Annotated in this window: 24 protein-coding genes; 12 read left to right on the top strand and 12 right to left on the bottom strand. The window is 60.6% G+C overall.

What is annotated here, in order from left to right:
• Positions 1–9 precede the first annotated feature (9 nt).
• The 3 genes from BUS42_RS19615 (at position 10) to BUS42_RS19625 (ending at position 2966) form a co-directional block, all read left to right on the top strand.
• Positions 10–1248 (top strand): hypothetical protein, encoded by a 1239-nt coding sequence (locus BUS42_RS19615; protein ID WP_074308966.1) that lies wholly within the window; start codon positions 10–12, stop codon positions 1246–1248.
• A 222-nt stretch (positions 1249–1470) separates the two neighbouring features.
• Positions 1471–2193, top strand: a complete 723-nt coding sequence (locus BUS42_RS19620) for an REP-associated tyrosine transposase (RefSeq protein WP_074308968.1) — start codon at positions 1471–1473, stop codon at positions 2191–2193.
• Positions 2194–2414: 221 nt separating this feature from the next.
• Positions 2415–2966 carry a hypothetical protein gene (locus BUS42_RS19625; protein ID WP_074308970.1) on the top strand — a complete coding sequence of 184 codons (552 nt, stop codon included), beginning with the start codon at positions 2415–2417 and terminating at the stop codon, positions 2964–2966.
• 137 nt (positions 2967–3103) lie between these two features.
• Here BUS42_RS19625 and BUS42_RS43730 read toward each other — a convergent pair whose 3' ends face one another.
• From BUS42_RS43730 to BUS42_RS19660, 7 genes are all read right to left on the bottom strand, one after another.
• Entirely contained in the window at positions 3104–3256 is a 153-nt protein-coding gene (locus BUS42_RS43730) for a hypothetical protein (protein ID WP_159452261.1), read from the bottom strand.
• Positions 3257–3370: 114 nt separating this feature from the next.
• A complete protein-coding gene (gene tnpC / locus BUS42_RS19630; protein ID WP_074308972.1) occupies positions 3371–5029 on the bottom strand; it encodes an IS66 family transposase in 1659 nt (552 codons plus the stop codon).
• 72 nt (positions 5030–5101) lie between these two features.
• Positions 5102–5470 (bottom strand): IS66 family insertion sequence element accessory protein TnpB, encoded by a 369-nt coding sequence (gene tnpB / locus BUS42_RS19635; RefSeq protein ID WP_074306290.1) that lies wholly within the window; start codon positions 5468–5470, stop codon positions 5102–5104.
• Positions 5464–5802, bottom strand: coding sequence for an IS66 family insertion sequence element accessory protein TnpA (tnpA, locus tag BUS42_RS19640; RefSeq protein ID WP_074306291.1), 339 nt, complete (start codon positions 5800–5802; stop codon positions 5464–5466). The genes tnpB and tnpA overlap by 7 nt, the downstream gene beginning before the upstream one ends.
• Before the next feature lie 54 nt (positions 5803–5856).
• Positions 5857–6618: a dienelactone hydrolase family protein gene (locus tag BUS42_RS19645; protein ID WP_074308974.1), complete on the bottom strand. Its 762-nt coding sequence runs from the start codon at positions 6616–6618 to the stop codon at positions 5857–5859.
• 603 nt (positions 6619–7221) lie between these two features.
• A complete protein-coding gene (locus BUS42_RS19655) occupies positions 7222–7662 on the bottom strand; it encodes a hypothetical protein (protein WP_074308978.1) in 441 nt (146 codons plus the stop codon).
• A 193-nt stretch (positions 7663–7855) separates the two neighbouring features.
• Entirely contained in the window at positions 7856–8062 is a 207-nt protein-coding gene (locus BUS42_RS19660) for a hypothetical protein (protein ID WP_074308980.1), read from the bottom strand.
• Between the two features lie 865 nt (positions 8063–8927).
• Here BUS42_RS19660 and BUS42_RS19670 point away from each other — a divergent pair.
• Complete coding sequence (locus BUS42_RS19670; protein ID WP_074308983.1) at positions 8928–9767, top strand: isocitrate lyase/PEP mutase family protein; 840 nt, start codon at positions 8928–8930, stop codon at positions 9765–9767.
• Between the two features lie 493 nt (positions 9768–10260).
• A complete protein-coding gene (locus tag BUS42_RS44130) occupies positions 10261–10677 on the top strand; it encodes a hypothetical protein (RefSeq protein WP_173878229.1) in 417 nt (138 codons plus the stop codon).
• 124 nt (positions 10678–10801) lie between these two features.
• On the opposite strand, the gene BUS42_RS19680 is transcribed toward BUS42_RS44130, so the two are convergent.
• Positions 10802–12175, bottom strand: coding sequence for a transposase (locus tag BUS42_RS19680; RefSeq protein ID WP_074307590.1), 1374 nt, complete (start codon positions 12173–12175; stop codon positions 10802–10804).
• 661 nt (positions 12176–12836) lie between these two features.
• On the opposite strand from BUS42_RS19680, the gene BUS42_RS19685 reads away from it, so the two are divergent.
• The 5 genes from BUS42_RS19685 to BUS42_RS19705 all read left to right on the top strand — a co-directional run bounded on the left by BUS42_RS19685 (position 12837) and on the right by BUS42_RS19705 (position 18405).
• A complete protein-coding gene (locus tag BUS42_RS19685; protein ID WP_074308987.1) occupies positions 12837–13841 on the top strand; it encodes a phosphorylase family protein in 1005 nt (334 codons plus the stop codon).
• Positions 13842–14280: 439 nt separating this feature from the next.
• On the top strand, positions 14281–14913 hold the full coding sequence (locus BUS42_RS19690) for a GNAT family N-acetyltransferase (RefSeq protein ID WP_254053621.1): 633 nt from the start codon (positions 14281–14283) through the stop codon (positions 14911–14913).
• 386 nt (positions 14914–15299) lie between these two features.
• Positions 15300–15998 carry a hypothetical protein gene (locus BUS42_RS19695; protein WP_074308989.1) on the top strand — a complete coding sequence of 233 codons (699 nt, stop codon included), beginning with the start codon at positions 15300–15302 and terminating at the stop codon, positions 15996–15998.
• 124 nt (positions 15999–16122) lie between these two features.
• Entirely contained in the window at positions 16123–16524 is a 402-nt protein-coding gene (locus BUS42_RS19700; RefSeq protein WP_074308991.1) for a hypothetical protein, read from the top strand.
• Positions 16525–17037: 513 nt separating this feature from the next.
• Positions 17038–18405 (top strand): transposase, encoded by a 1368-nt coding sequence (locus tag BUS42_RS19705; RefSeq protein WP_074304734.1) that lies wholly within the window; start codon positions 17038–17040, stop codon positions 18403–18405.
• Positions 18406–18965: 560 nt separating this feature from the next.
• On the opposite strand, the gene BUS42_RS19710 is transcribed toward BUS42_RS19705, so the two are convergent.
• The 4 genes from BUS42_RS19710 to BUS42_RS19725 all read right to left on the bottom strand — a co-directional run bounded on the left by BUS42_RS19710 (position 18966) and on the right by BUS42_RS19725 (position 23824).
• Positions 18966–19895, bottom strand: coding sequence for a hypothetical protein (locus BUS42_RS19710; RefSeq protein ID WP_143206385.1), 930 nt, complete (start codon positions 19893–19895; stop codon positions 18966–18968).
• A gap of 592 nt (positions 19896–20487) precedes the next feature.
• Positions 20488–20943, bottom strand: a complete 456-nt coding sequence (locus BUS42_RS19715; RefSeq protein ID WP_083670346.1) for a cupin domain-containing protein — start codon at positions 20941–20943, stop codon at positions 20488–20490.
• Between the two features lie 268 nt (positions 20944–21211).
• A complete protein-coding gene (locus tag BUS42_RS19720; RefSeq protein WP_074308996.1) occupies positions 21212–22693 on the bottom strand; it encodes a metallophosphoesterase in 1482 nt (493 codons plus the stop codon).
• Between the two features lie 90 nt (positions 22694–22783).
• Positions 22784–23824, bottom strand: coding sequence for a DUF1559 family PulG-like putative transporter (locus BUS42_RS19725; RefSeq protein ID WP_074308999.1), 1041 nt, complete (start codon positions 23822–23824; stop codon positions 22784–22786).
• Between the two features lie 360 nt (positions 23825–24184).
• Between BUS42_RS19725 and BUS42_RS19730 the strand changes: the two genes are divergently transcribed.
• Positions 24185–24514 carry an ArsR/SmtB family transcription factor gene (locus BUS42_RS19730; protein WP_074309002.1) on the top strand — a complete coding sequence of 110 codons (330 nt, stop codon included), beginning with the start codon at positions 24185–24187 and terminating at the stop codon, positions 24512–24514.
• Positions 24507–24968 (top strand): SRPBCC family protein, encoded by a 462-nt coding sequence (locus BUS42_RS19735; protein ID WP_074309004.1) that lies wholly within the window; start codon positions 24507–24509, stop codon positions 24966–24968. The genes BUS42_RS19730 and BUS42_RS19735 overlap by 8 nt, the downstream gene beginning before the upstream one ends.
• Positions 24969–24983: the final 15 nt, after the last annotated feature.

Here is a 24983-nt window from a genome sequence, read left to right on the forward strand (position 1 = left end):
AGTAACTTAATGTCCCTACCACCCCTCAACGGCTCGGTGTATTGGATCGAGGCAGATGAAGAAGCTAGACTCTACGCGACCGGTCCTCACGATGCGCTCTGTCGTCGGTCTTTTCTTTCATATGTGCTTCTACGCCTGAAAGTCGTTGCCCACCCCGCGGATTTCTGGCAGTCCAGCGTCTCGCACAAATTGGTCTTCAACCCGCAGGCCCAACCACTTCTCCAGCCTGTTTTACAGATTCACCTGGGAGACTCGACGACGGTCGTTGATTACATTGCCGACCGTACGGAGAAGCTAAGCCGAGACCGGGCCTCGTCTCGAAGCAGTGCGAGAGAGCTAGAGCAGTACACGCAGCATGGTGAGCAGATCTCCGCTCAAGGAGCGCAACTCGATGGCCTCTTCACAAATAACGGTTCCATCTTTCCAGCCACGGTGAGCCGTGATGCTAGGTTCCGTGAGCTGGTGATCAAGGATCTGTCTATTAATCTTCCCTTTGGCAACCACCTTGAGAGGTGCATTCGAGATGGACTTGGCAGGTCACAAGCCGACACGTTCGTAGGCCAAATCCGGGATTTAGCCCATAATCGCAGAAGATTCATAAGCGTTGATGGCATAGTGTCACGACTCAGCAGTGCCGGATGTGCCGAGCCGGCAGTTAAACGCGCGTACAACAGGTTGCAATTACTCCATTGGGAGTCCAGATCAAACGGACTGGTCAGCATGCCGTTTGTGGAAAGAGCGAGAAACGGCAGGATCAACCCACATGATCCAGACGTGTTTTGGAGCTCGGTAGACGGACTGCTGGGGCCAGATTTCCAGGCCGTGCTGATGAATCTACCTTGGCCTAAGGCGCTTGATATCGTTTGTGATCTTCAAAACGACGCAATCTGGGCTTCCTTCATCGAGACATATCACGGCATTGTCAGCGTCGTGGATCAGAATTATGAACGAATTGAGGAGTCCATCGTCAGGTCCCGAGTTTTGAAGCAACACCCCAAGTTCACTGGAATCCTCTTGGAAGTCAGGCCGGATAAGTGGACGATCCTTTCATGGACGTGCCACATTGCCTCATGGTATGTGAGTGTGCCGACGGGATGGGGACTTGCGTGGCGAATCGGGAGTGGCGTTTCTACTATTAAAAAAATGCATGACCACGTAATAAAAGTAACCAAGACCTACCATGCATCCGAACGTCACGTTCTTCAAACGCGAATACTGAGGGTCATCGAAGAGGCGAAGAAACCTTAGGCTCGATTGGAAAATCAAAATTGGACATTCCTATATCTTGACGCAATCTGCGCAAGCTGGAAAGATTACTCACGTGACACTCTTCCCCCCTTCGCAAGCCCATTCTTGCCATGCCACGCACCGCTCGCGCCTCGGCCGCTGGGTACTGCTATCAGAAAATAATTCGGTGTCAGATCATAATTTTTCCTTGAGTCGAGACGTTTTCTTGCCTAGCATCGATTCATGGGACGCCCTCCTCGACCAATCTGCGACAACCTCGTCTACCACGTGATGAATCGTGGCAATGACCGCGAGCCCGTCTTTCTCGACACAGACGACCACCATGCCTTTCTTGATGCGTTGGCCAAAACGCAATCACGCTATCCCTTCCGGCTCTTTGGCTACTGCCTGATGACCAACCACTTCCATTTGCTGATCCGCCCCGAGCCGGGCCAATCGATCAGCCGGGTGATGCAGTCGCTGACGGTCGCCCATACCTGGCACTACCATAAACGCTACCGCGGTGTCGGGCACGTCTGGCAGGGTCGGTTCCGCAGCCCGGTAGTTCAGGACGATGACCATTTGATCGTCGTACTTCGCTACATCGAGGCGAATCCCCTCCGGGCGAAGATGGTCACCGACCCCGCTGACTATCCCTGGTCAAGCTACCCGGCGCACGGCGAGAACCGCCCGAACCCCCTCTTGTCGCCGCTGCCGGAATGGCGATCGCTGGGGAGAAACGAGGAGGAATGCGCTCGCGCTTGGCGTGAAAAGGTATGTGCCCCGCAAGTGGAGGCGGAGTTGCTGGCGATCCGCCGCTCGGTCCTGACGGGTCAGCCGCTCGGCACGTCCGATTGGGCCGAGTCGAGGCCCGGCCTGCCTCCGCTGGAGCCGGCCAGACGCCGCGGTCGTCCCCGCAAAGACAAGTCGATGACATCCTCCGACAGCTCGTCCATCAAAAATTGATGCTGTTTGCTTTCATGAATCGCTGAAGCGAATATCGGAAATATTATGATCTGACACCGATTTTTCTTCTTTCGCCTCCATCGAGCGTAACCCCCTCCGCGGGAAACAAAGGGACGGAGGAAATTTTGGCAGATCGTTCCTCAACTCCATTCGATTAAAAATTCGCTCCGCCCCCCCGGCAAAGTTGACGAATGTCGCATTCTCTCCAAGAGGTCAGAGCCATGACCGCCGCACAGTTCAACATCGTTTGCAATGCGATTCAAGCCATTGGAACCGCCGCGACGCCCTTAGTGGTCGTCTATCTCGGAGCGAGGTTTCTGCGTCACCAGACAATTCAGGAGGCCGCTCTGTCTGAAAAGGCTAAGCATTACAGCACAATCAGCCCGCTCATCAATCGCATCTTTTCCTACCGCCTGATGGTCGGGGACTTCTTAGAACGCAAGCCCGAGGAAATTCTTAAGGCAAAACGAGATGCAGATCATGAATTCTGGTCATACTATTATGTATGGTCCGACAATTTTATCCAATTATACAATAAATTCATGCATGATAGTTTTACAATATACGGAGGTCATGGGGCAAAAGCGTTAATTAATGTGGATCCCCAATACTACCCTTTCAAACCCGACCCCAGAACCACCAATGCCGATGGTCAACAATGGCAAGGTTTTGCTGACAAGCCGGTCAACACCCAGCACTTGGTTTCCCTCTACAGACAAATCGGGGACGCCATCTCCAAAGACATGGGGATGGGCAGAAAAAGGGGGACATAGCACTTTATTGACAACAGGAGCTACGGCGATTATCGTGGTGGCATGCCGCGAACCGCTCGTGCCTCCGTCGCTGGCCTCTGGTATCACGTCCTCAATCGGGGCAACCGCCGCGAGGCCGTCTTCCACAAGGCCGGCGATTACGACGCCTTCGTCCAGGCGATGACCGACGCAGGGAGCCGCGTGCCGGTGGACTTGCTGGGGTATTGCGTGTGCGTCCGGCGGACCACGTCCCCCTTGGCAATTGGCCGAGGGGCCTTGGCCAATTTGGTGACCGTCGGTTGGAACCCCACGCGGTGTCATGATCCGGCGTCAGCAGACGCGACGCGCTCTCCAACCCGTGTCGAGCCTGGCCCGAACTCCGCGGTGGGAGCGTGCCGCGTTTCGAGTGCCGGCGGGAGCCGTTGTCAGCTCGGGGAACCGTCGGCGATGGGACCCTCTGGGGTCGCCGGAGGATCGGCGACTTGGGGAGGCGACCAACGGTCGGGGAGAAGGTCGGCCAGATTCTCTTTGGGAAGGGTCGGCAACCGGGACAGCACGTCACGCAAGTAGACGAACGGGTCATGACCGTGACGCTGGCAACTCGACACCACGCTGAATAACACAGCCATCGTCTTCCCGCCGGTCTCACTGCCGGTGAAAAGCCAATTCTTTCGTCCAGTCGCAATCGTTTTCATGTGTTGCTCGGCTACGTTGTTGTCGATCGAAAGGTAGCCCGAGCTGGTGTACCGTTTCAACGCCTCCCAGTGGTTCTCCATGTAACCGATTGCGCCTCCCATCGGACTCTTGGGGAGCACCTGCGGTCGCTCCTCCTTCAGCCACTTCTCGAGGCGCTCCCAAACTGACACCGCCCGCTCCTGGCGGACCCGCAGCCGAATCGCGGCCCGCGTCGGCTCGTCGGCGTCCTCGGGCAGCTTGGCGAGCTCCGCTTTGATCCCCTTCTCGATCGCGTAGAGCTGGCGGTAGTAGGCCAGGGCCGTACTCGCTCGCGCCAGGTCCGTCTTCTGCGCCTCGACGAACTTGCGGCGGGCGTGGGCGTTGCAACCCACCTCCACGACGTTGCCGCCCGCGTAGATGCCGTCGTAGCCGCTGAAGGCATCAGCCTGCAAATAACCGCGAAAACCCTTGAGAAACAGACTCGGACCGTCTCGCTTGCGGCTCCTCGTGAAATCAAAAACATTGTAAGGATAAAGATAATCGCCGAAGTAGATCCAGAGCCGGGCCAAGGCCTTAATCTTTCGCTCCGAGTCCCGCAGCTTCACCGAGGTGTCGTCGGTGTGAATCGTGCCGCACAACAGGATCAATGTCTTCATCAGGTCGTAGAGCGGCTCGAGAGTTTGGGCGGCGCCGGCCATCCAGTCGCAGAGGGTTGAGCGTGACAGCTCCACCCCTTGCCGGGCCAGGCGGCGTTCCTGGCGATGGAGCGGAATATGATCGGCATACTTTTCCGTGATCACATGAGCGAGCAATCCCGGTCCAGGCAAGCCCTTGGAGATCGGCTGGGCTGGCTTGCCGGCGGTGACGACTTGACCTTCGCAGTGCGGGCAGGCGTAAATGCAGCGCACGTGCTCGACCACGAACAGGGTCGCCGGCACGTAGTCGAGCTGCTCGCTGCGTTCGGCGCTGATCTGGGCCCGGGTCTCGCCGCATTGCGGACAGCGGCGTTCGGCTTCGGTCAACTCATAGACCCGAGGCTCGCGGCGGAGGTCCTTGGGCAAGGGCCTGCGGCCGTGGGGGCGTGCCTTCTTCGCGGGGGTCGCTCCCGGTTCGGACTCGGGTGGGACCGCGTCGCCGGTGGCCGCGGGTTCCGGTTCCGGGGCGAGCGGCTCGAAGGCGTCGGGGATGAGCAGCGGCTGATTGGGGTCGAAGCGTTCGGTGCGTGGGCCGTAGATCCGCCGCAAGAGGAGGTCAAGGCGATGCTGCAATTCCTCGTTCTGACGCCGTGTGTCGCGGAGGGCGGCGAGCAGTTCGATGATCATCTGCTGGAGGAAGGCGGGATCACTGGGCAACGTCGCCGTGGGATCGGCAAGGGTCTCAGGGGTGATGGGGCGGGCGTCTGCGCTCATGCCCTCTTAGACGTATGAGGTCCTTATATTATTCGATGATTCTTCGGAAAAACACCGCGGCCGGCCGGGGACTCACACCGTGGCTCTGGGGACGGGTCGGTGATAGCGTTTGCCGCGTTTCACGCTCGAGAGGTCGATCCCTTCGAGGAGCATGACGAGGTCCGCGGCGCGGACCTCGAGGCGTGGCTGAGCCTCCAGAGTCGGCGGAAAGCGGAAGGTGCCGGCTTCCAATCGCTTGTACCAGATCGCGTATCCGTCCTCTTCCCAGATCAAGAGCTTGATGCGATCGGCGGCCTTGTTGCGGAAGACGAAGACGTCTCCCGAGAGCGGATCGCCCTGGAGCCCTTCGCGGACCAGGGCCGCCAAACTGTCGAACGATTTTCGCAGATCGACCGGCTGCGCCGCGAGCCAGATCCGGACGGTCGGAGCCAAGCTCACCATGACCGTCCTCCGGCTTCGAGCAGTTCAACGACTTGCACGAGGGTCTGGGGGTCGAACCCGGCCCCGACCCGCAAGCAGCGTCCGTTGGCCAGTACGACCTCGATGCTCCCGGCGGGCGACTCAGCCTTGTCGGCGAGCACATGCACAGGAAGAAACGCGGGCTTGGGCTGGTCGCGCCGCTGAAGTTCCCTCCGCCACCAATAAAACGACGGCGCACTCACGCCCTCGGCCAGGCAGAACGCCCGGACCGACAGTCCACTCCGCTTCCACCGGGCCAGAACCAGCCGCCAGTACGGCTCCCGCCCGTTTCTCGATCCTGCCACTCGGCCCATCGTTCACCCCCTTTCGGCCATGCTCCGATCGTAGCATGGGCCACAAGAAGGGGTTCACCGGACGCACACGATCTGGTCGGCCTCGCCGTTCGGCTTGAAGGGGTGATGCTTCACCCCTTCCTCGTCATTGAGAAAGTGAACGTCGTGGATGACATTCGTCTTGTCGAGCTTGTCCATGAGGTTCTTCGAGTTGGACGCGGAGACGATCTCGTCCGCGTGATTGTGGAAGACGAGGGTCGGCGGCAGCTTGCCGGCATTCGTGAGGATGGCGGGAGAACCGATGTGGCCGAAGAAGTCGACGACCGCCTTGACCCCGCCGCTCGATGCCTCGGCCTGCTCCAGCGCCAGTCCGCCGCCAAGCGAAAAGCCAACGATCGCTACGCGGGCGGAGTCGACGTCCATCTCCGCCCGAGCGACACGCACCGCCTCGGCCACCCGTTTGCCGTACTCCCCGACGCGGGCAATCCGCGTTGTGACGACCGACGTAATCGGGGCGGACAGGCTACCCAGGTCGCCGTCACTCGCATCAAAATAGGTCGGTAGGAACACCGCGTACCCCTGGGCTTCCAACTCCCGGGCGAAGCCCTCGATCTGGGGGCGAGAGAAGTCGCTGAGTCCGTCGATGCCGTGGAGCAGCACGACGACTGGCCGTTTCGTCGCGCCCGACAGCTTGGGCGAACGCTGCATCGTGTAGGACGTGCCGTCCACGCTGTAGCTGAGTCCCTGGGCGCGGGCTTGCGGGCCGAGGGTCGTGACGACCGTCACGGCCGCCAACGCAAGGTACCAGGGAAACGACCGGCGTCGAGAGGGGCTCATGCAAGACTCCGAGCGGAAAGAGTATGAGGTGAGGCAAACGGCCCGGACTGCGAGCCGTCCGGACCTACGTCTTCATCGGACGGCTCATCTTGGATCTTGGGCCGTGTGTTGGGTTTCTGATGGGCGATGATACGACCCAGAATACGCTGTGATCAAGACGATTTCAAAGTGACATTCCTACTTGTTGCTCTGGCTTGTGCACCATTGATCAGTTCACGTAAGTTTTGCGATTTTCGCTATGCGAAACGGATCCTTGCCATGCCATGCGCCGGCGGCGATGGCCCAGCCTCTCGAGTGGCGGCCCGGCGCCGATGCTCGATCCGGGTCCAGCACCCCGCGGCGAAGGCTGGACCGAGGACGTCAACGCGCTGATGACCGAAGCGGAATGCACGACGATCCGCGAGTCGATCCGCCGCGACCGCCCCTTGGGTTCGGAGATGCGGGTGCGCGATACCGCCGAATCGCTGGGATTGAAATCGAGTTTCCGCGATCGGGGAGGGGACGGCCGCGGCGCCAAGGCGACCTCGAGCGGCAGGATCTCTCACTGCCGATCTTACCCAGATAACGGCCAAATCGCCGATTATCCCCTTTTCCTCTTCCGAGCTAAAAGCGGTCATTCACGATGGTCCAGGGAATCGATCGACGTTCCGTCTCGATCTGGATCATACGGGCGAGTAGGAGATAATCCTTGATCGAATTCTCCTCGAACGAGAACGGTTCCCCTTCGCGTGAAATCACGATAAAACTCTTATTCACCCTCGGCGGAAGACCGTAATTCCTCAGTTCAATCGAATGATGTTCCTCCATCATTTCGATGTTGTCCCAGAGGATCGTGCGCGGCCCATCACGTTCCGTGAGCAACAATCCGAGCCCGCCAAGCTCGACCTTGAGCGACATCAAGGTGCGCATCCATTTGATGAGGTACCAGCCGCCGGGGATCGCGGGGATCGACACGAGCCAAACCAAGAATACGCCGAACCAGCTCCATTCTCCGTACCCGTGCGGGAAGTCCCCACGATACACGATCACGGCCTTCGTGGACATGATTAACCCGAAAACCCCGCCTCCTATGAGCAACAGACCGAGGATGACCCCGGCCGACAAGTTTGCAATTCCAGGCTTGAATACCAATTTGATCGTGCCTACTTCGGAACACTGAGACATCTTACTTAAATCCTTGTCTTCGAGTAACGACGAGCCGCTGGGTTCTGCCGTTGGAGGCAGGTGCCGGGGAAGCCTATCGGCCAGTACCGAGGGAAACCAACCGCATCGTCCCGAACACCCCGTCAACAATCAAGGCAACGCCTAGAAGTACGCAGACGATCCCGATCACCTTGGCGGGAACGCCGGTGAGGTTCTTCTTACTGTTGAGAGGTAGACCGGCCGGGGTGAACGCCTTGAGCCCCAGGCCGATGGTAAATGCCGCTAAGATGAAGCTGAACATCGTTGAAACCCCTTTGACCTCGCCTGAGGACCAAGCGCGGTGGTCCGACCCGCCGAGTCAAAAAAACATATCACGGAACCGCGCGGCAAGCCAGATCACAGGCTGGTCATATCGACTCTTGGTCGAATGCCACGAAGATGGCGCACCGATCGGACAAAGGCAAAGGGCACATTCCTCGTTTATGACGTAGATTGCGCAAGTCAGATGAACTGATACTCGCTATGCGATTTTCGCTCTGCAAACCGCGTTCTTGCCATGTCACGCGACGACCACCTCCGAGTCGTCCTCCGCTCCATCGAGCGGAACCCCTCCGGGCCGAATTGGTGGAGCGAGCCGAACGGTGGTGGTGGTCGAGCCTCTCGAGGATCGGCCCGGCACCGACACTCGACCCGGGTCCAGCGCCCCGCGGCGAAGGCTCGATCGTCGACGTCAACGCGCTCATGACCGAAGCGGAATGGACAACCATCCGCGCAGCAATTCGCCGTGACCGCCCCTTGGGTTCGGAGACGTGGGTGCGCGATACGGCCAAATCACTGGGGTTGAAGTCGTGTCTTCGCGATCAGGGACGGCCGCGATGCTAAGGGGAACCTCGAGCCGCAGGATCTCTTACACCCCATCTTCCCCAGACAACGGCATTATTGCCGGATATCCCCTTTTCTCGGCATGACACCCCCTTCCCGGCAAAATCACCGCGTGCTGTCACCAAATCGTCGTCTCGCTCGTCCCTGTAGTAGATACTCGGGCCCAACGCACGGGATTCGGCGATGTCGGACGAGAAGGGGCGGTGATCGCGTACGCCGGTCGATCCAGGCGATTTGAGGCGAGTGCCCTTCGACATCCACGGATCAAGCGAGGAGGAGATGTCGTGAAACAACCGGAACTCCATGAACGCTTTCGCGCCCTCCATGAGCAGGAGGGCGGCGTGGTGATGCCGAACGCATGGGATGGCGTTTCCGCACTGCTGCTGAAACAGGCCGGGTTCCAGGCGTTGGGATCGTCATCCGCCGCGATCGCCTTCGCGCTCGGGCGTCCTGACGGCGCGCATGCGGTCAGCAAGTCAGAGGCACTCGAGAATGCGGCCTTGCTCGGCAGGCTGACGGGACTTCCCGTCAATGCCGATCTCGAGGACGGTTTCGGCCCCGCCCCTGAGGATTGCGCCGCGACCGTCGAGGCTGCCATCGCGGCGGGGATGGCCGGGGTTGGTATCGAGGACACGACGGCTCACCCCGAGAAACCGATCCATGACTTCGATCACGCCGTCGAACGGATCCGCCAAGCGGCCCGCGTGGCGAAGGGGCGGATCATGCTGACCGGGCGCACGGACAACTACTTATTCGGCAGGCCGGATCTGGACGACACCATCCGACGGCTCGTCGCGTTCGCCGATGTGGGCGCCGACGTCCTCTACGCGCCGCTTCTGCCGGACATCGACGCGATCCGAGCTGTGGTGAAGGCGGTCGCCCCCAAACCCGTCAACGTGCTGATCGGGCCCGGGACCGGCCCGGTGCCGATCGCCGAACTTCAGGCGGCCGGCGTGCGGCGTGTCAGCCTCGGCTCGGCACTTTACTGCCATGCGATGGCAAGCCTCCAGGGCGCCGCCACGGCGCTGGCCGGGGGGAATATCGCCCCTGCGGCAGAGGGTCTCAGTTATCGCACGATCATGAGCCTGTTGAGCGATGCAACGGCGAAGACCGCGTCGTCGTGAGTCGCGCAGACCGGGGGTCGCAGAAAGGGGGACCTCGCGACGATCGGCGCTTGACGATCGGCGCGAGGTCCCCCTTGTTCCCACCGACTTCCAATGTCGGCTTTTTCTTTTCAAGTTCGTAAACTCATCGCGTGACATGTTCCGGCCGTTGGTGTCGAGGCTGGACGTTCGAAACCGGAGGCTTCTGGTGGATCCAAAGACGCGAAGGTTGATCCCACGGCGATTCAAGTTTGCCCTGGCCTCGCTCATTATTGGAACGGGAATATGGATCGCATTTATGGGAGGGTCAAAGGCACTGACTCAAAAACCTGTCACGACCAGTTCCTCAGCCGCGAAGCGGGCGAACGCGAACGCCCCAAGGTTTCTCGAGCACTTCGATCGAGTCCCCGGCGCGCCCTTTCTCATGGCCTCCATTCGCTCCATCGCCGATGATCGGGGTTTGTCCCTTTCGAGTTATTCTTCGGTAGACTCCCCTACGCATAACTATGTTTTCTTGAATCTCGACAACCAATCGATCCGCCGTCTCCTCCCCACGAACGACTATTCCATCAATGAGGCCGTCGCCTTGCCGGAAGCTCTCGACAGGACACCGGTCGATAAGGCCGGTACTCACGACCGGGAGAGTGTGCAGTGGTGGCTCTTCGACGTCGTGAAGCAAGACACGGACCATGACGGCGACTTCGATGGACAAGACTTGCGCACGCTCGGAGTCTCAGACGCCGGTGGCTCCGGTTACACGGAACTGATCACGGGCATTCGCAAACACTACGGCCGGGCCCTCCGCGATCCGACCACCCTCGTTGTCGCCTACGAGAGCGGGGGAGCGAAGCGGGTCAGCGTGATCGATTTGCCCAAACGAACCGTGCTCTCGACCACCTCGTTCCCCGATCTCGGATCAGACCTCAAGTAAGAGTCTGTCTCGGCAGGTCAGGCTGAGCCGGGAAAGGAAGGACGTTTGGGTGCCCAGGCCAAGGCATTCCCGCATGGGGTCCGCGTACGGAACCGCATGGCACCCAACGTCGATTACTGATGCCTCATCCTACTGCACTCATGTGCTTGTTTAGCAAGGCTTTCTGTTCCTGAGTCAGGGTGTGGAGCACAGGCGGTTTCGGCGGCTTATGCGGTTTGCGACGAGGCCACTTGCGTGTGGCTTTCGGGCTCTTCTGCTTCCGGCACCCGGCGCGGCAGCCCGCGAGTCGCTTGTGGTAACACTTGGCCTTGGGTTTCACGGCCGCGTCGATCTCCTTGCGGATCTCGATCAGAACTTTGCGGGGGCTGATCACTGGGCCATCGGTCGCCGACGCCGACGCCGACGCCGGCCGAAGCGCCAGGTCGGCATGCGCCAGGAGGATCTGCGTGGCCAGCAGTGACAACTCGGCCTCGCGATGCACCAAGGCCACCGTGCGGCTAGCGAGTTTCAATTTATTGATTATACGCTTGTATGTGCGAAATAGTCCTTCATTACGCCATCTCCAGCGGTAGAATTTGGCGGCCGTCGCCGCCGACATCCGGGCTGGGTCGAGGACGTCGGTCAGGAGCCAGACGTCGCGTTTGACCGACCCCTTACCCTTGCCCTTGGCCGGGATCCGGATCAAGCGGCATTGGATCGGCGCTTCCCCTTTCTTCTGGACATAGTTCGGCCAGTACAAGACAGGGCCTTCGGTCCAATCCTCCAGGTTCGCCACTTCGAGGGTGTAGAGGTCGACCCGCGACGACATCCGGAACAGGAACGATCGCTTGACACCGAGGATCGCCCGGACCAGATCGAAGCCCATATAAGCGGCGTCGCAGACGATCAGGGCCTCGGGCGAGAGGGTGGCGAGCAAGTGCCTCAAATGCTCTTGCTCGGCCGCGGTGCCCGGGCCGAGTCGCCACGACCAAAGCAGTCCCGTGGGCAAGTGGACGAACGCCGTCAGCCAGACGTTGGGGGCCGCGTCGTTCTTGCCGGCCTGCCCGAGTCCCCGTTCCAACTCGGGGGTGCGGGGGCACTCGATCCGCGAGCCGTCGCAGCCCATCGGCTCGAAGCCGTCGACAATCCGCCGCGACCCCAGTCGGGCGTGGATCTGTTGCCGAACCCCCGCGGCCAACGCCCTGAGTTGTCGCATGGGGACGCGTCGCATCGCCTTCTGGAAGCCGACGAGGGTCTTTCCCGGGCGTCTTCGCGACTCATGGCAGGCGACGTAGTATCCCCGGGCCTTCTCAAACCTCTCGGACTCGGAGTCGCCGGTGGCCCAGGTCATGGCGAGCATGACCACGACCAGTGGCTGGAGATCCCACCGCGGCGCCGACCGCCTTTGAGGAACAACCCCTCGGGCTTGCTTCCAGACCGTCGGGGTGAGAAACTGTCGGACATAGCCGATCAACGACTGCGGTTGCTGCAAGCCTTGCAGCGTCCGAGCTGCCTTCATCGCCGTTCTTCCTCAATCCAGGTGAGTGCCGGTTGCTAGCCGCACCCATCATGACGAAGAACGGCGATTTTTTGCCCCCCCTTCTCTCGAACGAACCGCAGCCACGGAGCGGCAGTAATTCTCTGGTCCGGTGAGAGTTACATCCGTTGTTGACGACGCCGAGTTACTGACGTTGCATGGCACCCGGCAGATCATCGAAAACTCCGAGACTTCTCGCTGATCACCACCACGGATGGAACCGAGATTCCCCCTCGTTCCCACGGTCCTCCGTGGGAATGCCGTCTTCGACGCTCTGCGTCGTCTTCGATTCTGGCAATGTCGGTCGCCAGAGGACGCGGAGCGTCCAAGACGGCATTCCCACGCGGAGCGTGGGAATGAGAAAAACGTGATTCACTGCCATTTACAGCAAGATTTATGTCAAAACTCCGGTGGTGATCAGCGAGAAGTGTCAAAACTCCGGTGGGATTCGCCTTCTGGGGCAGACTCAAAGTCGTCCCACGGGGACAATCCGAAGGACATTTATCATTCTTGACGTTGCCTGCGCAAGCTGGATAAACTTATTCCTGTGGGAAGTGATTCCCTATTCCAGACGACACAAACAACATCGCTATTGATAAACATCCTCTTTCTGCCACTCCCGTGTTTCGTCAAGGAGGGAGCAATGCTGAACAGCGCCGCATTGACTGAGAAGTTCCCCTGGCTTCGCAACAACCCAGGTCCATTTTCCGGCGGCGACCTGGTGCTCGAAAATGGTCAACCGTATCACGTGCGACTCCCTGCTTTTGTCGGTGAGAAGCCGGTCGTGAACATGATCTTCGTCGGGGCTCCGGAGCGACAAGAGCGGATCGTGGAGAAGAGACGTCTCCAAGTGTTCGCGTCGAACTCGAATCGCGACCTGAATGCGGTGTGGGCCAAAGATCCCGAGACCGGCCTCGAGGTTGGGGTATTTACCACTCATATGGGAGTCGGCAGTACGGCGATCGTCGTCGACGAAGCCATCTTCCTGACCGAGATGGACTTCACGACTCAACGTCGTCGAGAGCGCTTCCCGCAGATCCGGGCTGTGCGGATTGGAACCTGTGGATTCGGACAGTTGGAGACCGCTCCCGGCTCAGGCATTATCACCACCGCCACCTTCGGCCTGGATGTCGGGGGCCACATGATCAAACGGCCCGACCGGACACCGGAAGAGAATGTCCTGTTCGAAGCCTTCTGGGCTACGGTCCGGAACCAGATCGCACCGTGGGTCGACAGACGGGATGTGTTTTATCCGTACATGAACTCCACCTCGCAACAGCTCAATGACGCACTGAAGCAATCGGCAAACGAAGCGGGGTTCCCGATCGCAGTGGGAATCGGAGTGACCTGTCCCGGATTCTACGATGAACAGTGGCGCCCGGTTAGCCGATTCCAAGCGTGCTTGCCGGACCTGGACAAGGCTCTCTTCGCGATGAAAGCGGTCGCGCCCTTCGGAAAGATCGAAGCGATCGAGATGGAGAATGCAGTTCTCGCGTCGAAGCTCTGCGGCCAGGGGCACCTGTTCACGTCGTTCTGCAACGCGATCGGCGATCGGCGAAACAACCGGTTTGCCACCAATCACGCGGCAAACACCGATCGCATGATCGATATCACGTTCCAGGCGCTCGCCGCACTCCCGACCGATTGAATCGTTCTGCCTCGGGAGTAAGCCTCCGACACGGCGCAAACGGGTTCTTCTCCACGAGCCGAAGTGTCGCCAGGCACTTCAAGGGGCCGCTCGGATCATTTCCGTGGCAAGGGGTGGCCCCACCACTCCCTCGTTTGCGACACGCCTCCCTCGGTGGCTCGCCCCAATGGCGCCGAGGGGTCCATGCTTAGGTCGAAATCCGCAGAACAAACGGAGTGCCGAACACGAGGGGAATGGTCCCGTTCTCGATCGCAGGCCTCAATGATCAATGGGGCAATTGACAATTGGAATCGGAGCATTTTCCTGTGTGGATATTTCACGCGGGTGATTTGCTGCTCGTGCTTCGACAGTAAAAAACACGGATTTGCAAATCATCGTTACCCTGATTTCGTAGTTCTTGAATCACCGATGGCAACCGCACCGTGCTGGACAGGCTGGGATGATTTTGAGCGACCAGGTTCGAGGGCTACCGATCATGGGCGGCGACTTCTCGCACGGCGACGGAACCACTTCCGACCGCTTCCTCCGTTCCGACCGGCTCCTGCTCCGCCCTTGGTGCGAGGCCGACCTTGAACCCTTCGCCGCGATGAACGCCGACGCGGCGGTGATGGAATATTTCTCGAAGACGCTCAACCGGCAGGAGAGCGATTCCCTCGCAACCCGATTCCGCGACTTGCTCGACCGGCAGGGCTACGGTCTCTGGGCGTTGGAGGTTCCAGACGTCGCTTCGTTCATCGGCTTCGTCGGCCTGCACCACGAAACCTTCGAGGCTCCCTTCACCCCCTGCGTCGAGATCGGCTGGCGTCTTGCCCGCGCGCATTGGGGCAAAGGCTATGCCACCGAGGCGGCGCGTGGCGCGCTGCGTTACGGCTTCGAACGGCTGGGGCTCGACGAGATCGTGTCGTTCACCGTGCCGGACAACACCCGGTCGCGGGCCGTGATGGAGCGGATTGGAATGACCCGGTCGGAAGCGGAGGACTTCGACCATCCAAAGTTGCCCGTGGGACACAGGTTGCGGCGACACGTGCTCTATCGAATTCGGAGGAGCGGCGACCCCCGAGCAATGGGGTAAGCGATCGCTCAATCCCGACTTGTCAGCGTGGCGATCCTGCGGGGTTGGTCCTTTTTCACCCAGCCAGGAGTCAGCCCATGACACAAGAAGAAGACCGGCGACCAGGCACCGAGATTACGAAAAACCGGGTCATTCCCGCAATTCGCACTTGGCATCCACTTATTCAACCAATAACTTATTTACTTTCTCAAAAATATCTAACCAAGGTCACCTACCCCGTGCGCTCTGGAAAACGGTACCAACCGGATTGAAACCGGCTAACATGGCCTATCCTGGAGAGACAGACACTCGATTCGGTCGCCGCCCCTCTCTCCAGCGCATGGAGCCGTCGCGGGCGGCGACTCCACGAGACGGGATCCGGCAATCGAGGGCGGAGGGCTACATCCATGCGAAAGCCGAGTGCGCGTACGACGTTGCAGGTCGAGGCGGTGGAGTCGCGGCAGTTGCTGTCGGGGCTCACCCCGGTCCTGACCTCACGGACCTATGAAACCGTCGCTGCCGACGTCGCAACCGTGGTGGCGAGGCTGGCGAAGACCCACAACACCGCCCAGGCGGAGAACAGCCTGACAAGGCTTTCGACACGGATTCCGTTTGGGAGAACGGAGCTCGCGTCCGCCTGGATCAGCGATTTGGCGTCGTTCAACTCGGCTGTACCCGGCTCGGGGCGAGCGACGGTGCGGCTGCTCCTGGCCGACCTGAACCGGGACGTTGCCGCCGGGGTCGCGACCGGCGCGATCCGGGTGACCGGCAAGCACGCCGCCGCTTTCCCCGGACCGGGCGTGGTGGCGCCCCAGTCGAGCCTCGATAGCGTCCGGGTCGCCAACAACACCTCCCTGACTCTGACGGTCACCGTGAACCTGAACAACACGGGGCAGTCCATCGTCAAGACGATCCCAAAAAACACAGCTCCCGTCCTGTTCGACTTCGGAGCCGCCACGGGCAATTTCATGACGATCAACATCAGGAACGCGAACGGCACGAGCCCGCCACCTTATACCACCGGGCTGAACCGGCCGATCTCGGGGTATCGCGGAGCGCTCTTCAGCGTCTCCGTCTTCGCCGGTTATTTCTCGGTGGGGAGCTAACCAAATCATTCGGTGTCAAATCCTATGATTCTTGATGATTCCTCTGTTGGCCTGACAGCATACGAAGCCATGATGATCTGACACCGATTTCTTCCTCACTCCCCCTGATTACCAGGAGGCCCTCGTGGGTCAATTGAGCATTATCAGTGTCACCGGGGCCGTTCCTCATAGCGCCTGCAAGCTCGAGTTTAATGATATCAAATATAAGGATGACTGGCTCGGGTTTGGGCCGTCGACGCACCGGTCGCCGGCCACGAGGGTCGGCAAGGTCTTTCACGACGACGAGAGCTACCGCATGAACCATGGCATCCGAATCCATGTGACCGACACGGTCCTGGCCAAGGCTGGGGAAAAGGTGGCCAGGCAATACTCGACCGGAAGTTATGTTGTCTGCGTGCGGGATTGTGTCAGCTTTTCGGCCGACCTCATCAGAGCATGCAGGCTCAACGTCCCCCTCGTGAATATGACACCCTACGGCCTCATCCTGATACTCGCCGTCTGGAACAAATACGAGGAACTCTGGTGATCGAAAGACTGACCCACGCGGAGAAGTCGAGAGAGCATGATGGGCTCACAGGGGCGAGGGTGGATCGATCCATCGGCCAAAATCCATCGCTTCGTCGGCCTACTTATCAACAACTTCCTCTCCCTCTCCTCCGCGAAGTCCATTCGCCCGAAATCATTCGGTCTCAGATCATAATTTCCCCTTGGAAGTGAATTCCGTGTCGGATCATCGGCGCGGAGAGCCTGCTTGATTCGAAGGTGGAGCTTGGGAAAGTAAAAAAACAACGACCCGATCCAGAGCTAAGCAGGTGGACATGGTCTTCCTTAATATTGAATGATGTGCAAGCCCTGGGTGCCACGCAACGTCAGTAACTCGGCGTCGTCAACAACGGATGTAACTCTCACCGGACCAGAGAATTACTGCCGCTCCGTGGCTGCGGTTCGTTCGAGAGAAGGGGGGGCAAAAAATCGCCGTTCTTCGTCATGATGGGTGCGGCTAGCAACCGGCACTCACCTGGATTGAGGAAGAACGGCGATGAAGGCAGCTCGGACGCTGCAAGGCTTGCAGCAACCGCAGTCGTTGATCGGCTATGTCCGACAGTTTCTCACCCCGACGGTCTGGAAGCAAGCCCGAGGGGTTGTTCCTCAAAGGCGGTCGGCGCCGCGGTGGGATCTCCAGCCACTGGTCGTGGTCATGCTCGCCATGACCTGGGCCACCGGCGACTCCGAGTCCGAGAGGTTTGAGAAGGCCCGGGGATACTACGTCGCCTGCCATGAGTCGCGAAGACGCCCGGGAAAGACCCTCGTCGGCTTCCAGAAAGCGATGCGACGCGTCCCCATGCGACAACTCAGGGCGTTGGCCGCGGGGGTTCGGCAACAGATCCACGCCCGACTGGGGTCGCGGCGGATTGTCGACGGCTTCGAGCCGATGGGCTGCGACGGCTCGCGGATCGAGTGCCCCCGCACCCCCGAGTTGGAACGGGGACTCGGGCAGGCCGGCAAGAACGACGCGGCCCCCAACGTCTGGCTGACGGCGTTCGTCCACTTGCCCACGGGACTGCTTTGGTCGTGGCGACTCGGCCCGGGCACCGCGGCCGAGCAAGAGCATTTGAGGCACTTGCTCGCCACCCTCTCGCCCGAGGCCCTGATCGTCTGCGACGCCGCTTATATGGGCTTCGATCTGGTCCGGGCGATCCTCGGTGTCAAGCGATCGTTCCTGTTCCGGATGTCGTCGCGGGTCGACCTCTACACCCTCGAAGTGGCGAACCTGGAGGATTGGACCGAAGGCCCTGTCTTGTACTGGCCGAACTATGTCCAGAAGAAAGGGGAAGCGCCGATCCAATGCCGCTTGATCCGGATCCCGGCCAAGGGCAAGGGTAAGGGGTCGGTCAAACGCGACGTCTGGCTCCTGACCGACGTCCTCGACCCAGCCCGGATGTCGGCGGCGACGGCCGCCAAATTCTACCGCTGGAGATGGCGTAATGAAGGACTATTTCGCACATACAAGCGTATAATCAATAAATTGAAACTCGCTAGCCGCACGGTGGCCTTGGTGCATCGCGAGGCCGAGTTGTCACTGCTGGCCACGCAGATCCTCCTGGCGCATGCCGACCTGGCGCTTCGGCCGGCGTCGGCGTCGGCGACCGATGGCCCAGTGATCAGCCCCCGCAAAGTTCTGATCGAGATCCGCAAGGAGATCGACGCGGCCGTGAAACCCAAGGCCAAGTGTTACCACAAGCGACTCGCGGGCTGCCGCGCCGGGTGCCGGAAGCAGAAGAGCCCGAAAGCCACACGCAAGTGGCCTCGTCGCAAACCGCATAAGCCGCCGAAACCGCCTGTGCTCCACACCCTGACTCAGGAACAGAAAGCCTTGCTAAACAAGCACATGAGTGCAGTAGGATGAGGCATCAGTAATCGACGTTGGGTGCCACGGGTTGTACTCAACCCGTGAGCCAAAAACCTTGGCAATCGCTCACGGGTTGAGTACAACCCGTGGCACCCAGTGGGCTATGCATCCCCGCGATCACCCATCAGAAAATCAAAGAAAACCGAGACCAACGGCTTAGAAAACCGCTCGCGACTCGTTCCCACGGTCCCCCGTGGAAATGCAGTCTGGGACGCTCTGCGTCCTCGGCTTGCGAGGGCCAGACGACGCGGAGCGTCGGGGACGGCATTCCCACGGAGGACCGTGGGAACGAGGATGATTCCTCGCTCTTTGGCGGGTCGTTGAAAAAAAGAGGGGGGAGGAAGGCCGTCGGTCTCGTGGCCATTTCGAGGTCGGCCACCTCGATCTCAATCCGCGTGGTCGGGTGGGCAAAGGTTTTGAAGGTTTACGCGTCCCTACGGCCGCGACGCAGCGCCCGGGTACGACCAGGACAGCCACTTCTGCGACCAGGGAACTACGCTCAAGATCACGACGACCACGCTCGCTCGAGCTCTTGTCGGGTCCGCGTGAACCAGGAATCAACCGTGTTTGTTTCCGTGCCCATTCCCATTCCCGTGACCTTGCCCATTCGCGTTCCCGTTCCCGTTCCCGTTCCCGTGACCTTGGCCCTTCGCGTGCCCATTCCCATTCCCGTGACCTTGGCCATGCCCGTCCCCTTGATGTTGGTCACGACCATGCCCCGGATTCCCCTTTCCACCTCGGTGGCCGCCGCCGCTGGATCCCGAGCCTCCCGCTCCCGCGTGTCCTTGGTCGTGCGGCACCGTCACGATCGTACTCTGGGTTGCGCCCAGGCCTGCCCCGTTTTGCGCACGGACGACGATCGTGTACTGACGACCATCGCGGTCTTGCCCGGTTCGGCTCGCCTGGAGCTGGACGTTGAAGGAGTAAGTCCCGTCCGCGTTCACCACGGCTGTCCCTTGTGGTTGCACCTGGCCGTACTCGTCGCGAACCGAATAAAGAATCCGCGAGCCATTGATGCCGGAGACACTGTCGATGGCGGTCCCAGTCACGGTCACAGTGCTGAACTTGTGGTTCGGAGGCCAGAGGGTCGTGGGCTGGGCCGACTCGGTGACGATGGGAGCCGTCGTGTCGATCTTGACGAAGAGGGTTTGGGGCGCCTCGACGTTGCCGCTGGCATCGGCCGAGAAGAACTGAACGACGTCCGTCCCGTCCTCGGTCAGGACGACCTGGTTACCTGCCGTGAACGGACCATTGTTCACACGATACATCGTCGTCAGCGAGGCTGGAGTGACATTCGGTTCGGTCGCCGTCAAGTCGATCGTCACAGGGCTGACGTAATACCCGTTGGCCCCAGCCTGGCCCATGATGCTGGCCGTGGTGGTCGGGGCGGTCGAGAGCAACGCTCGCCCCTCCAATCGATCAATTGCGGGGGCCAGTCGCCGGGAACGGCGGGGGACTTGTCGCATTGCCCTGGTACGTTGAAGCATGGTCTGTCTCCCTGATTCTCACCCACGAAACCTGTCCCAACAAATTCAGACCTATGATCCCTTAAATAAGAATCGGAAGGCTATCGCAAGCAAGTTTAGCGCCGAATCGAAAAGAAACTTCGAGCGGGGAGGATTGGAAGGGTCCAGAGGAGGGTGGATCGCTTCGCTTCTCGAGGAGGCAGCCCGGCTTCTTGATGACCCATTCACCGGTGTTGATTCTGGAGCAGCGGAGCAAGGCGGCCGGGGCGGCCCGGAGGGAAGTCCTCTTGGGGAGAGGGATGAGCGGGCGGGCGGAGAAAAAAGTATCATTGCTTGCAGCGGTTTACCATCGCGTTGCGCACGCGCTCGCCGGTTTTACTGAGAGTCAGGAAAGTAAAGTCTGTTTTTTTGCAGCCCCGCAGGGGCGACCGTCCGCGTCAGGCTTCGGTGATTCACGGTCGCCCCTTCGGGGCTACAAAAATCCTGGTTTGAACATGATTCCCAGGGGCTTGCGCCCCTGGCTATTGACGGTCGCCCCTCCGGGGCTGCAAATTGCGGACATTACTTTTCTGACTGTCAGTCATCATTGACAAATTCTTTCGTTTGCGCTACTTCAATCGGCCGGGACCAACGCCTGGTCAAATTGCTGCTGGAGGGTTTGCAGGACCTCTAGGTCCAGGGTCGGAGCGGCGAAAAGCCGCTCGAGTTCTCGGAAGTATTCGTTCTGGTTTCGACTCGGCGTGAACAGGATCAGGACTGTGGCCTGCGCCGGGCCGTGGTTGGTGAACCCGTGGTGGACGCCTCGGGGGATGAATGCCACCGACCCTGCCGGCCGGGAGAACTTTTGGCCGGCGACGGTGAACTCGATCTCCCCGGCGACGACGCAGATCGTTTCGTCCATGGTGTCGTGGACGTGGTAGTCGATCGTGGCGGCGCCGAGGGTGAGCTCGTAGAGCTCGAACGCTCCGCCCGACTGGCTGCCAAGGACCCGGCTGGTGATGGCGAACGGGCCGACGGCGAATCGAACGCCCTCGTCGGGAGTCAGGATCGTAGGGACGGATGGCATCATTGATGAGGCTCCTTCGAGAGAAAGGAGTAGCCAGGCACTTCAGGTGGGTCATCTGGGAGTTTCAGTAAAAATGGGCGGTCAGCCGCCCACCTTGACGGATTATCCAGGTTTCCCGCATTTCCTTCTATAGGGAGGTGCCTGGCCAACAGGAGAGGAGCCACTCTGTCCCTCGAGCGCCCCCCTCCGGGCTAACCTGGGGACGCGAGCCGAACTCTGGCATCCCACGGATCACCGCAAAATTCTCAAAGATCCTATTCATGAACTTGGGTCATTTGGTGACGACGAATCGGTCAACTTCCTTGCCTTCCGCGGTGAGCTGACGGATGGTCAAGGTCTTGCCGTCGACGTCGGCCACGGTCAGGGAGTGGGCGTTGGAGACGAACTTGTCGGTGAACTTCTGCCAGGAGTCGGGGTCGTCATTCTGCTCGGGATTGTAGAGCTTCTGGCCGCCGGCGCCGGTGACGATGTAGATCACGCCTTCCGGCGAGGTGTCGGTCTTGCCGTCGAAGGATTGATCGAGCGTCCACCGGCCGGGAACGACCCGGCCACGGACCGTCTTGCGGTCCCGGCCGCCGACCATGAGCGTCCCCTGTTTCAGCGGCTCGAATCGGAGGGGGAAGGATCGCTGATAGTTGTGGACGTGACCGCTGAAGACGATGTCGACCTTACCGGCCTCAAGGATCGGGGCCAGGAGCCTCATGTGCTGCTGCTCGATATGCTCATTGGCCGAGTTGAATCCAGGGTGGTGGAAGGCGACAAACCTCCAGGTGGCGTCCTTGGCGGAGGCGAGGTCGGCGGCGACCCACTCCTTGAGCTTCGCGTCGGTCCAGTCGACATAGGGGTTGGAGTCGACGATGGTCCAGTGGGCGTTTCCGTAGTTGAACGAAAAGTTCGTCATCCGCGGGTAGGCCTTGCCGGCGGCCTTGGTGAACGCCCGCTGATTCGCCTCCGACCCCTTCAGCGACGGGACGAACGGGCCACCTTCCTCCCCGAGCGGGCCGTTGAGCGGCTGGTCCCAGACGAGATAATAGGCAAGGGCATCGGGATACTTGTCCAGATCACGGATCTCGGTGTCGTGGTTCCCCGGCGCGGCGACGAACGGGACCGAGCGGAGAAGGGGCGAGCCCGATTCGGTGGGCGACTCGGCGTTGTAGACGGGCCAGAATTTCTCCCGGTACTCGGAGATCAGGCCGTACTCGTAGACCATGTCGCCGGGGATCACCGCGAGATCGGGCTTGGACAGGTACGCCCGGTGCGCCAGCGGCTTCTGCTCGGGGGTCCCGGCTCCGCAGTCGCCGAAGGCGACGAAGCGGAAGGGCTGATCGGCCCTCTTGGGCGCGCGGGCCTCGGCCGAGAAAACGGCCTCTCCTCCCTTGAGGACTCGGTAAGCGAACGATCCGCCCGGCACCAGGCCGGTCAGGGCCGCGCGGTAGACTCGGTGCGGCTCGATGCCCGCCACTGCGACAGGGACGAAGTCCAGAGTGTCGGCCTTCCCCCAGGGGCGGTCGGCCGCAGCCCGGTGCTCGACGGACCAGTCGGCGTCGGTGTCGGTGTCGGTGTCGGGAGCGTGCCAGAGGAGTTGAAGCGTATCGGGGGCCGGGGTACGGCCGATTTGGAGATAGGGTTTGACGACAAAGGCACCGTCGGGCGCATTCGAGACGGCCCGGGGCGTCGGGTTACCGGCCTGGACCAGGGGAGCGAAGACGAGGAGCGACCAAGCCAAGGCGATCAAGGGGCGAGATAGCTTCATGGCGTAGCATCCTAAAAGTGATGGCATGTTCTGCGCAGGCAGATGTAGATAGAATGTGAATGCCGGCCTTCGCCCCCCGATGAAGGCGAATCAGTAAGCGTCGGCCGAGATCACCTCGCCGCCCGCGATCGTGCCGAGAGCCCGCCACGTGAAGCCGTTCACCGAGTCCTTCACGAACTTCACGGAGCCGTCGGCGAAGAGCACGTTCACCCCGCCGGAATGGTAGCTGCTGGCGGACAACGACGCATAGGTGGGGCCGCCGTTGTTCTCGTCGACGCTGACCCAGTCAAACGGCCCGCTGTAGCCGGGGTAAGTCACCTTGGTGTTGGGCGGCACGGCCGTTGTCACGCCCGAGTAGTAGACGCCGCCATTGGTCCACCGCGTGTGCCCCAATTTCAGGCCGAATTTGCCCGACCCCGAACAGGCGCTGACCAGGGATTGGAGGGTCGTGATCGAGACGCTCGGGTCGGGGACAACGCTCGGGCTCATCCCCGGGGGACTCTGCGGGTTCGAATAGCAGTTCCGCGCCTGGAGGTGACCGATATACCCTTCCGAGGCGAACATGCTGTTGCTCAGGCCGTCGGTAAACTGGGCGATCGTGCGCGAGGCGTTCGGCCCGAAGGGGCCCCGGTTGATCGGGCCGCCGTTCGACCAGACGTACCAATCGCCGACGAACTGGCCGTAACTGCTCGTGGCGGTCAGGGTGCCGCCGTAGCTCGCGTTGTCGATGTGACTGCCTGGGTCGCTCGGGCAGAAGAGGAAATTGACCGGCGTGTTGCTGACGGTGGTGTTCGACGGGTCGCTATAAGTCCCCGTGAAGTTGATCGCGTTGAACAACGGACCGAGCTCCAGGTAGGGAGCGATTCGGGCGTTGATGCTCCACGAACCCTGCCAGATCGGCTTCGTCGCGGTGGCCGAGGCGTAGGTCAGGATCGTGGCCGGCGGGAAGGCCCCGATCGAGCTCTCATAGTTGTGCAGCCCCAGGCCCATCTGCTTGAGACTGTTCACGCACTGCATCCGACGGGCGGCCTCGCGGGCAGCCTGAACGGCGGGCAGGAGCAAGGCAATCAGCACGGCGATAATCGCGATCACCACAAGGAGTTCGATCAACGTGAAGCCATTCCGCTTCATGGGGCACCAGGGGTTAATTGAATCAGAACGGCCGTCAAGCTGCCGACGCAGAGGACCGATTACCGCACAAACCCAATAACTTGATATAAAGCATTTATTAATTTTACGTGAAACACCAATCCACGAACCGGCGGGAAGCCGGTAGGATCGCCAGCCGGCGCCATGCCCGACGACGGCGGACCGCCTCAATGGGGCTCGGCCGTATAACCCGAAAATTCAAATGTAACATTCTTATTTTTACACATGCGATTATTACAATTGGTCCGTTTTTTCCTGCAACCACTCGCTGCGTCCCCGTCTCTCGCCCGCAAACCCACTCGACGGCCTTGACACGCAACCCGGCGGTTGCACAATAAGGCGATGGACGCTGATCTCGACAAGGTATTCAAAGCGCTGGCCGACCCGGGCCGCCGACTGTTGCTTGACCGGCTGCATCGGGAGAACGGTCAGACGCTGGGGCAGCTCTGCGAACAGATGGAGATGTCCCGTCAGGCCGTGACGAAGCACCTCAAGGTGCTGGAAGAGGCGTCGCTGGTCGTGCCGATCTGGCGGGGTCGCGAGAAGCTGCACTACCTCAACCCGGTGCCGATCCACGAAATTGCCGACCGCTGGATCGAGAAATTCGAGCGGGGGCGACTGCGCGCGCTCGCCGACCTCAAGAAGCGACTGGAAGGAGAGACCGATGGCTGATTCGCGATTCGTCTACGTAACCTACATCCGCACGACGCCCGAGAAGCTGTGGCAGGCGCTCATCGAGCCCGAGTTCACCCGGCAATTCTGGGGCGAAACCTGGCAAGAGTGCGAATGGAAGCCGGGCGCCTCGTGGCGCCTGATGATTCCCGGTGGTCGAGTCGGCGACAGCGGCGAAATTCTCGAGATCGAGCCCCATCGGCGGCTCGTCCTCTCGTGGCGCAATGAACTCTTCCCTGAGATGCACGCCGAGGGTCATTCGCGCCTGACCTACGAACTCGAAGCGAAGGGCGAGGCGGTCAAGCTCACGCTCACCCACGAGATGGGGCAAGCCAACTCGAAGCTGATCGACGCGACGTCGACCGGATGGCCGATGATCCTGGCCAGCCTCAAGAGCCTCCTCGAAACCGGCGAATCCCTCGAAGAGACCCGCCGCTGGCCCAAGGATCTCTGAACTGGGGATCGGGCA

Source organism: Singulisphaera sp. GP187 (assembly GCF_900129635.1).
Classification (GTDB): domain Bacteria; phylum Planctomycetota; class Planctomycetia; order Isosphaerales; family Isosphaeraceae; genus Singulisphaera.

Coding starts and splice junctions, on each gene's coding strand:
- BUS42_RS19685 (WP_074308987.1), top strand. CDS start 12,837: ATGCTGAACAGCGCCGCATTGACTGAGAAGTTCCCCTGGCTTCGCAAC.
- BUS42_RS19615 (WP_074308966.1), top strand. CDS start 10: ATGTCCCTACCACCCCTCAACGGCTCGGTGTATTGGATCGAGGCAGAT.
- BUS42_RS19625 (WP_074308970.1), top strand. CDS start 2,415: ATGACCGCCGCACAGTTCAACATCGTTTGCAATGCGATTCAAGCCATT.
- BUS42_RS19695 (WP_074308989.1), top strand. CDS start 15,300: ATGCGAAAGCCGAGTGCGCGTACGACGTTGCAGGTCGAGGCGGTGGAG.
- BUS42_RS19735 (WP_074309004.1), top strand. CDS start 24,507: ATGGCTGATTCGCGATTCGTCTACGTAACCTACATCCGCACGACGCCC.
- BUS42_RS19705 (WP_074304734.1), top strand. CDS start 17,038: ATGAAGGCAGCTCGGACGCTGCAAGGCTTGCAGCAACCGCAGTCGTTG.
- BUS42_RS19645 (WP_074308974.1), bottom strand. CDS start 6,618: ATGAGCCCCTCTCGACGCCGGTCGTTTCCCTGGTACCTTGCGTTGGCG.
- BUS42_RS19725 (WP_074308999.1), bottom strand. CDS start 23,824: ATGAAGCGGAATGGCTTCACGTTGATCGAACTCCTTGTGGTGATCGCG.
- BUS42_RS19620 (WP_074308968.1), top strand. CDS start 1,471: ATGGGACGCCCTCCTCGACCAATCTGCGACAACCTCGTCTACCACGTG.
- BUS42_RS19715 (WP_083670346.1), bottom strand. CDS start 20,943: ATGATGCCATCCGTCCCTACGATCCTGACTCCCGACGAGGGCGTTCGA.
- tnpB (WP_074306290.1), bottom strand. CDS start 5,470: ATGGTGAGCTTGGCTCCGACCGTCCGGATCTGGCTCGCGGCGCAGCCG.
- BUS42_RS19710 (WP_143206385.1), bottom strand. CDS start 19,895: ATGCTTCAACGTACCAGGGCAATGCGACAAGTCCCCCGCCGTTCCCGG.
- tnpA (WP_074306291.1), bottom strand. CDS start 5,802: ATGGGCCGAGTGGCAGGATCGAGAAACGGGCGGGAGCCGTACTGGCGG.
- BUS42_RS19660 (WP_074308980.1), bottom strand. CDS start 8,062: ATGTTCAGCTTCATCTTAGCGGCATTTACCATCGGCCTGGGGCTCAAG.
- BUS42_RS19730 (WP_074309002.1), top strand. CDS start 24,185: ATGGACGCTGATCTCGACAAGGTATTCAAAGCGCTGGCCGACCCGGGC.
- BUS42_RS19720 (WP_074308996.1), bottom strand. CDS start 22,693: ATGAAGCTATCTCGCCCCTTGATCGCCTTGGCTTGGTCGCTCCTCGTC.
- tnpC (WP_074308972.1), bottom strand. CDS start 5,029: ATGAGCGCAGACGCCCGCCCCATCACCCCTGAGACCCTTGCCGATCCC.
- BUS42_RS19655 (WP_074308978.1), bottom strand. CDS start 7,662: ATGTCCACGAAGGCCGTGATCGTGTATCGTGGGGACTTCCCGCACGGG.
- BUS42_RS19690 (WP_254053621.1), top strand. CDS start 14,281: ATGATTTTGAGCGACCAGGTTCGAGGGCTACCGATCATGGGCGGCGAC.
- BUS42_RS19680 (WP_074307590.1), bottom strand. CDS start 12,175: ATGAAGGCAGCTCGGACGCTGCAAGGCTTGCAGCAACCGCAGTCGTTG.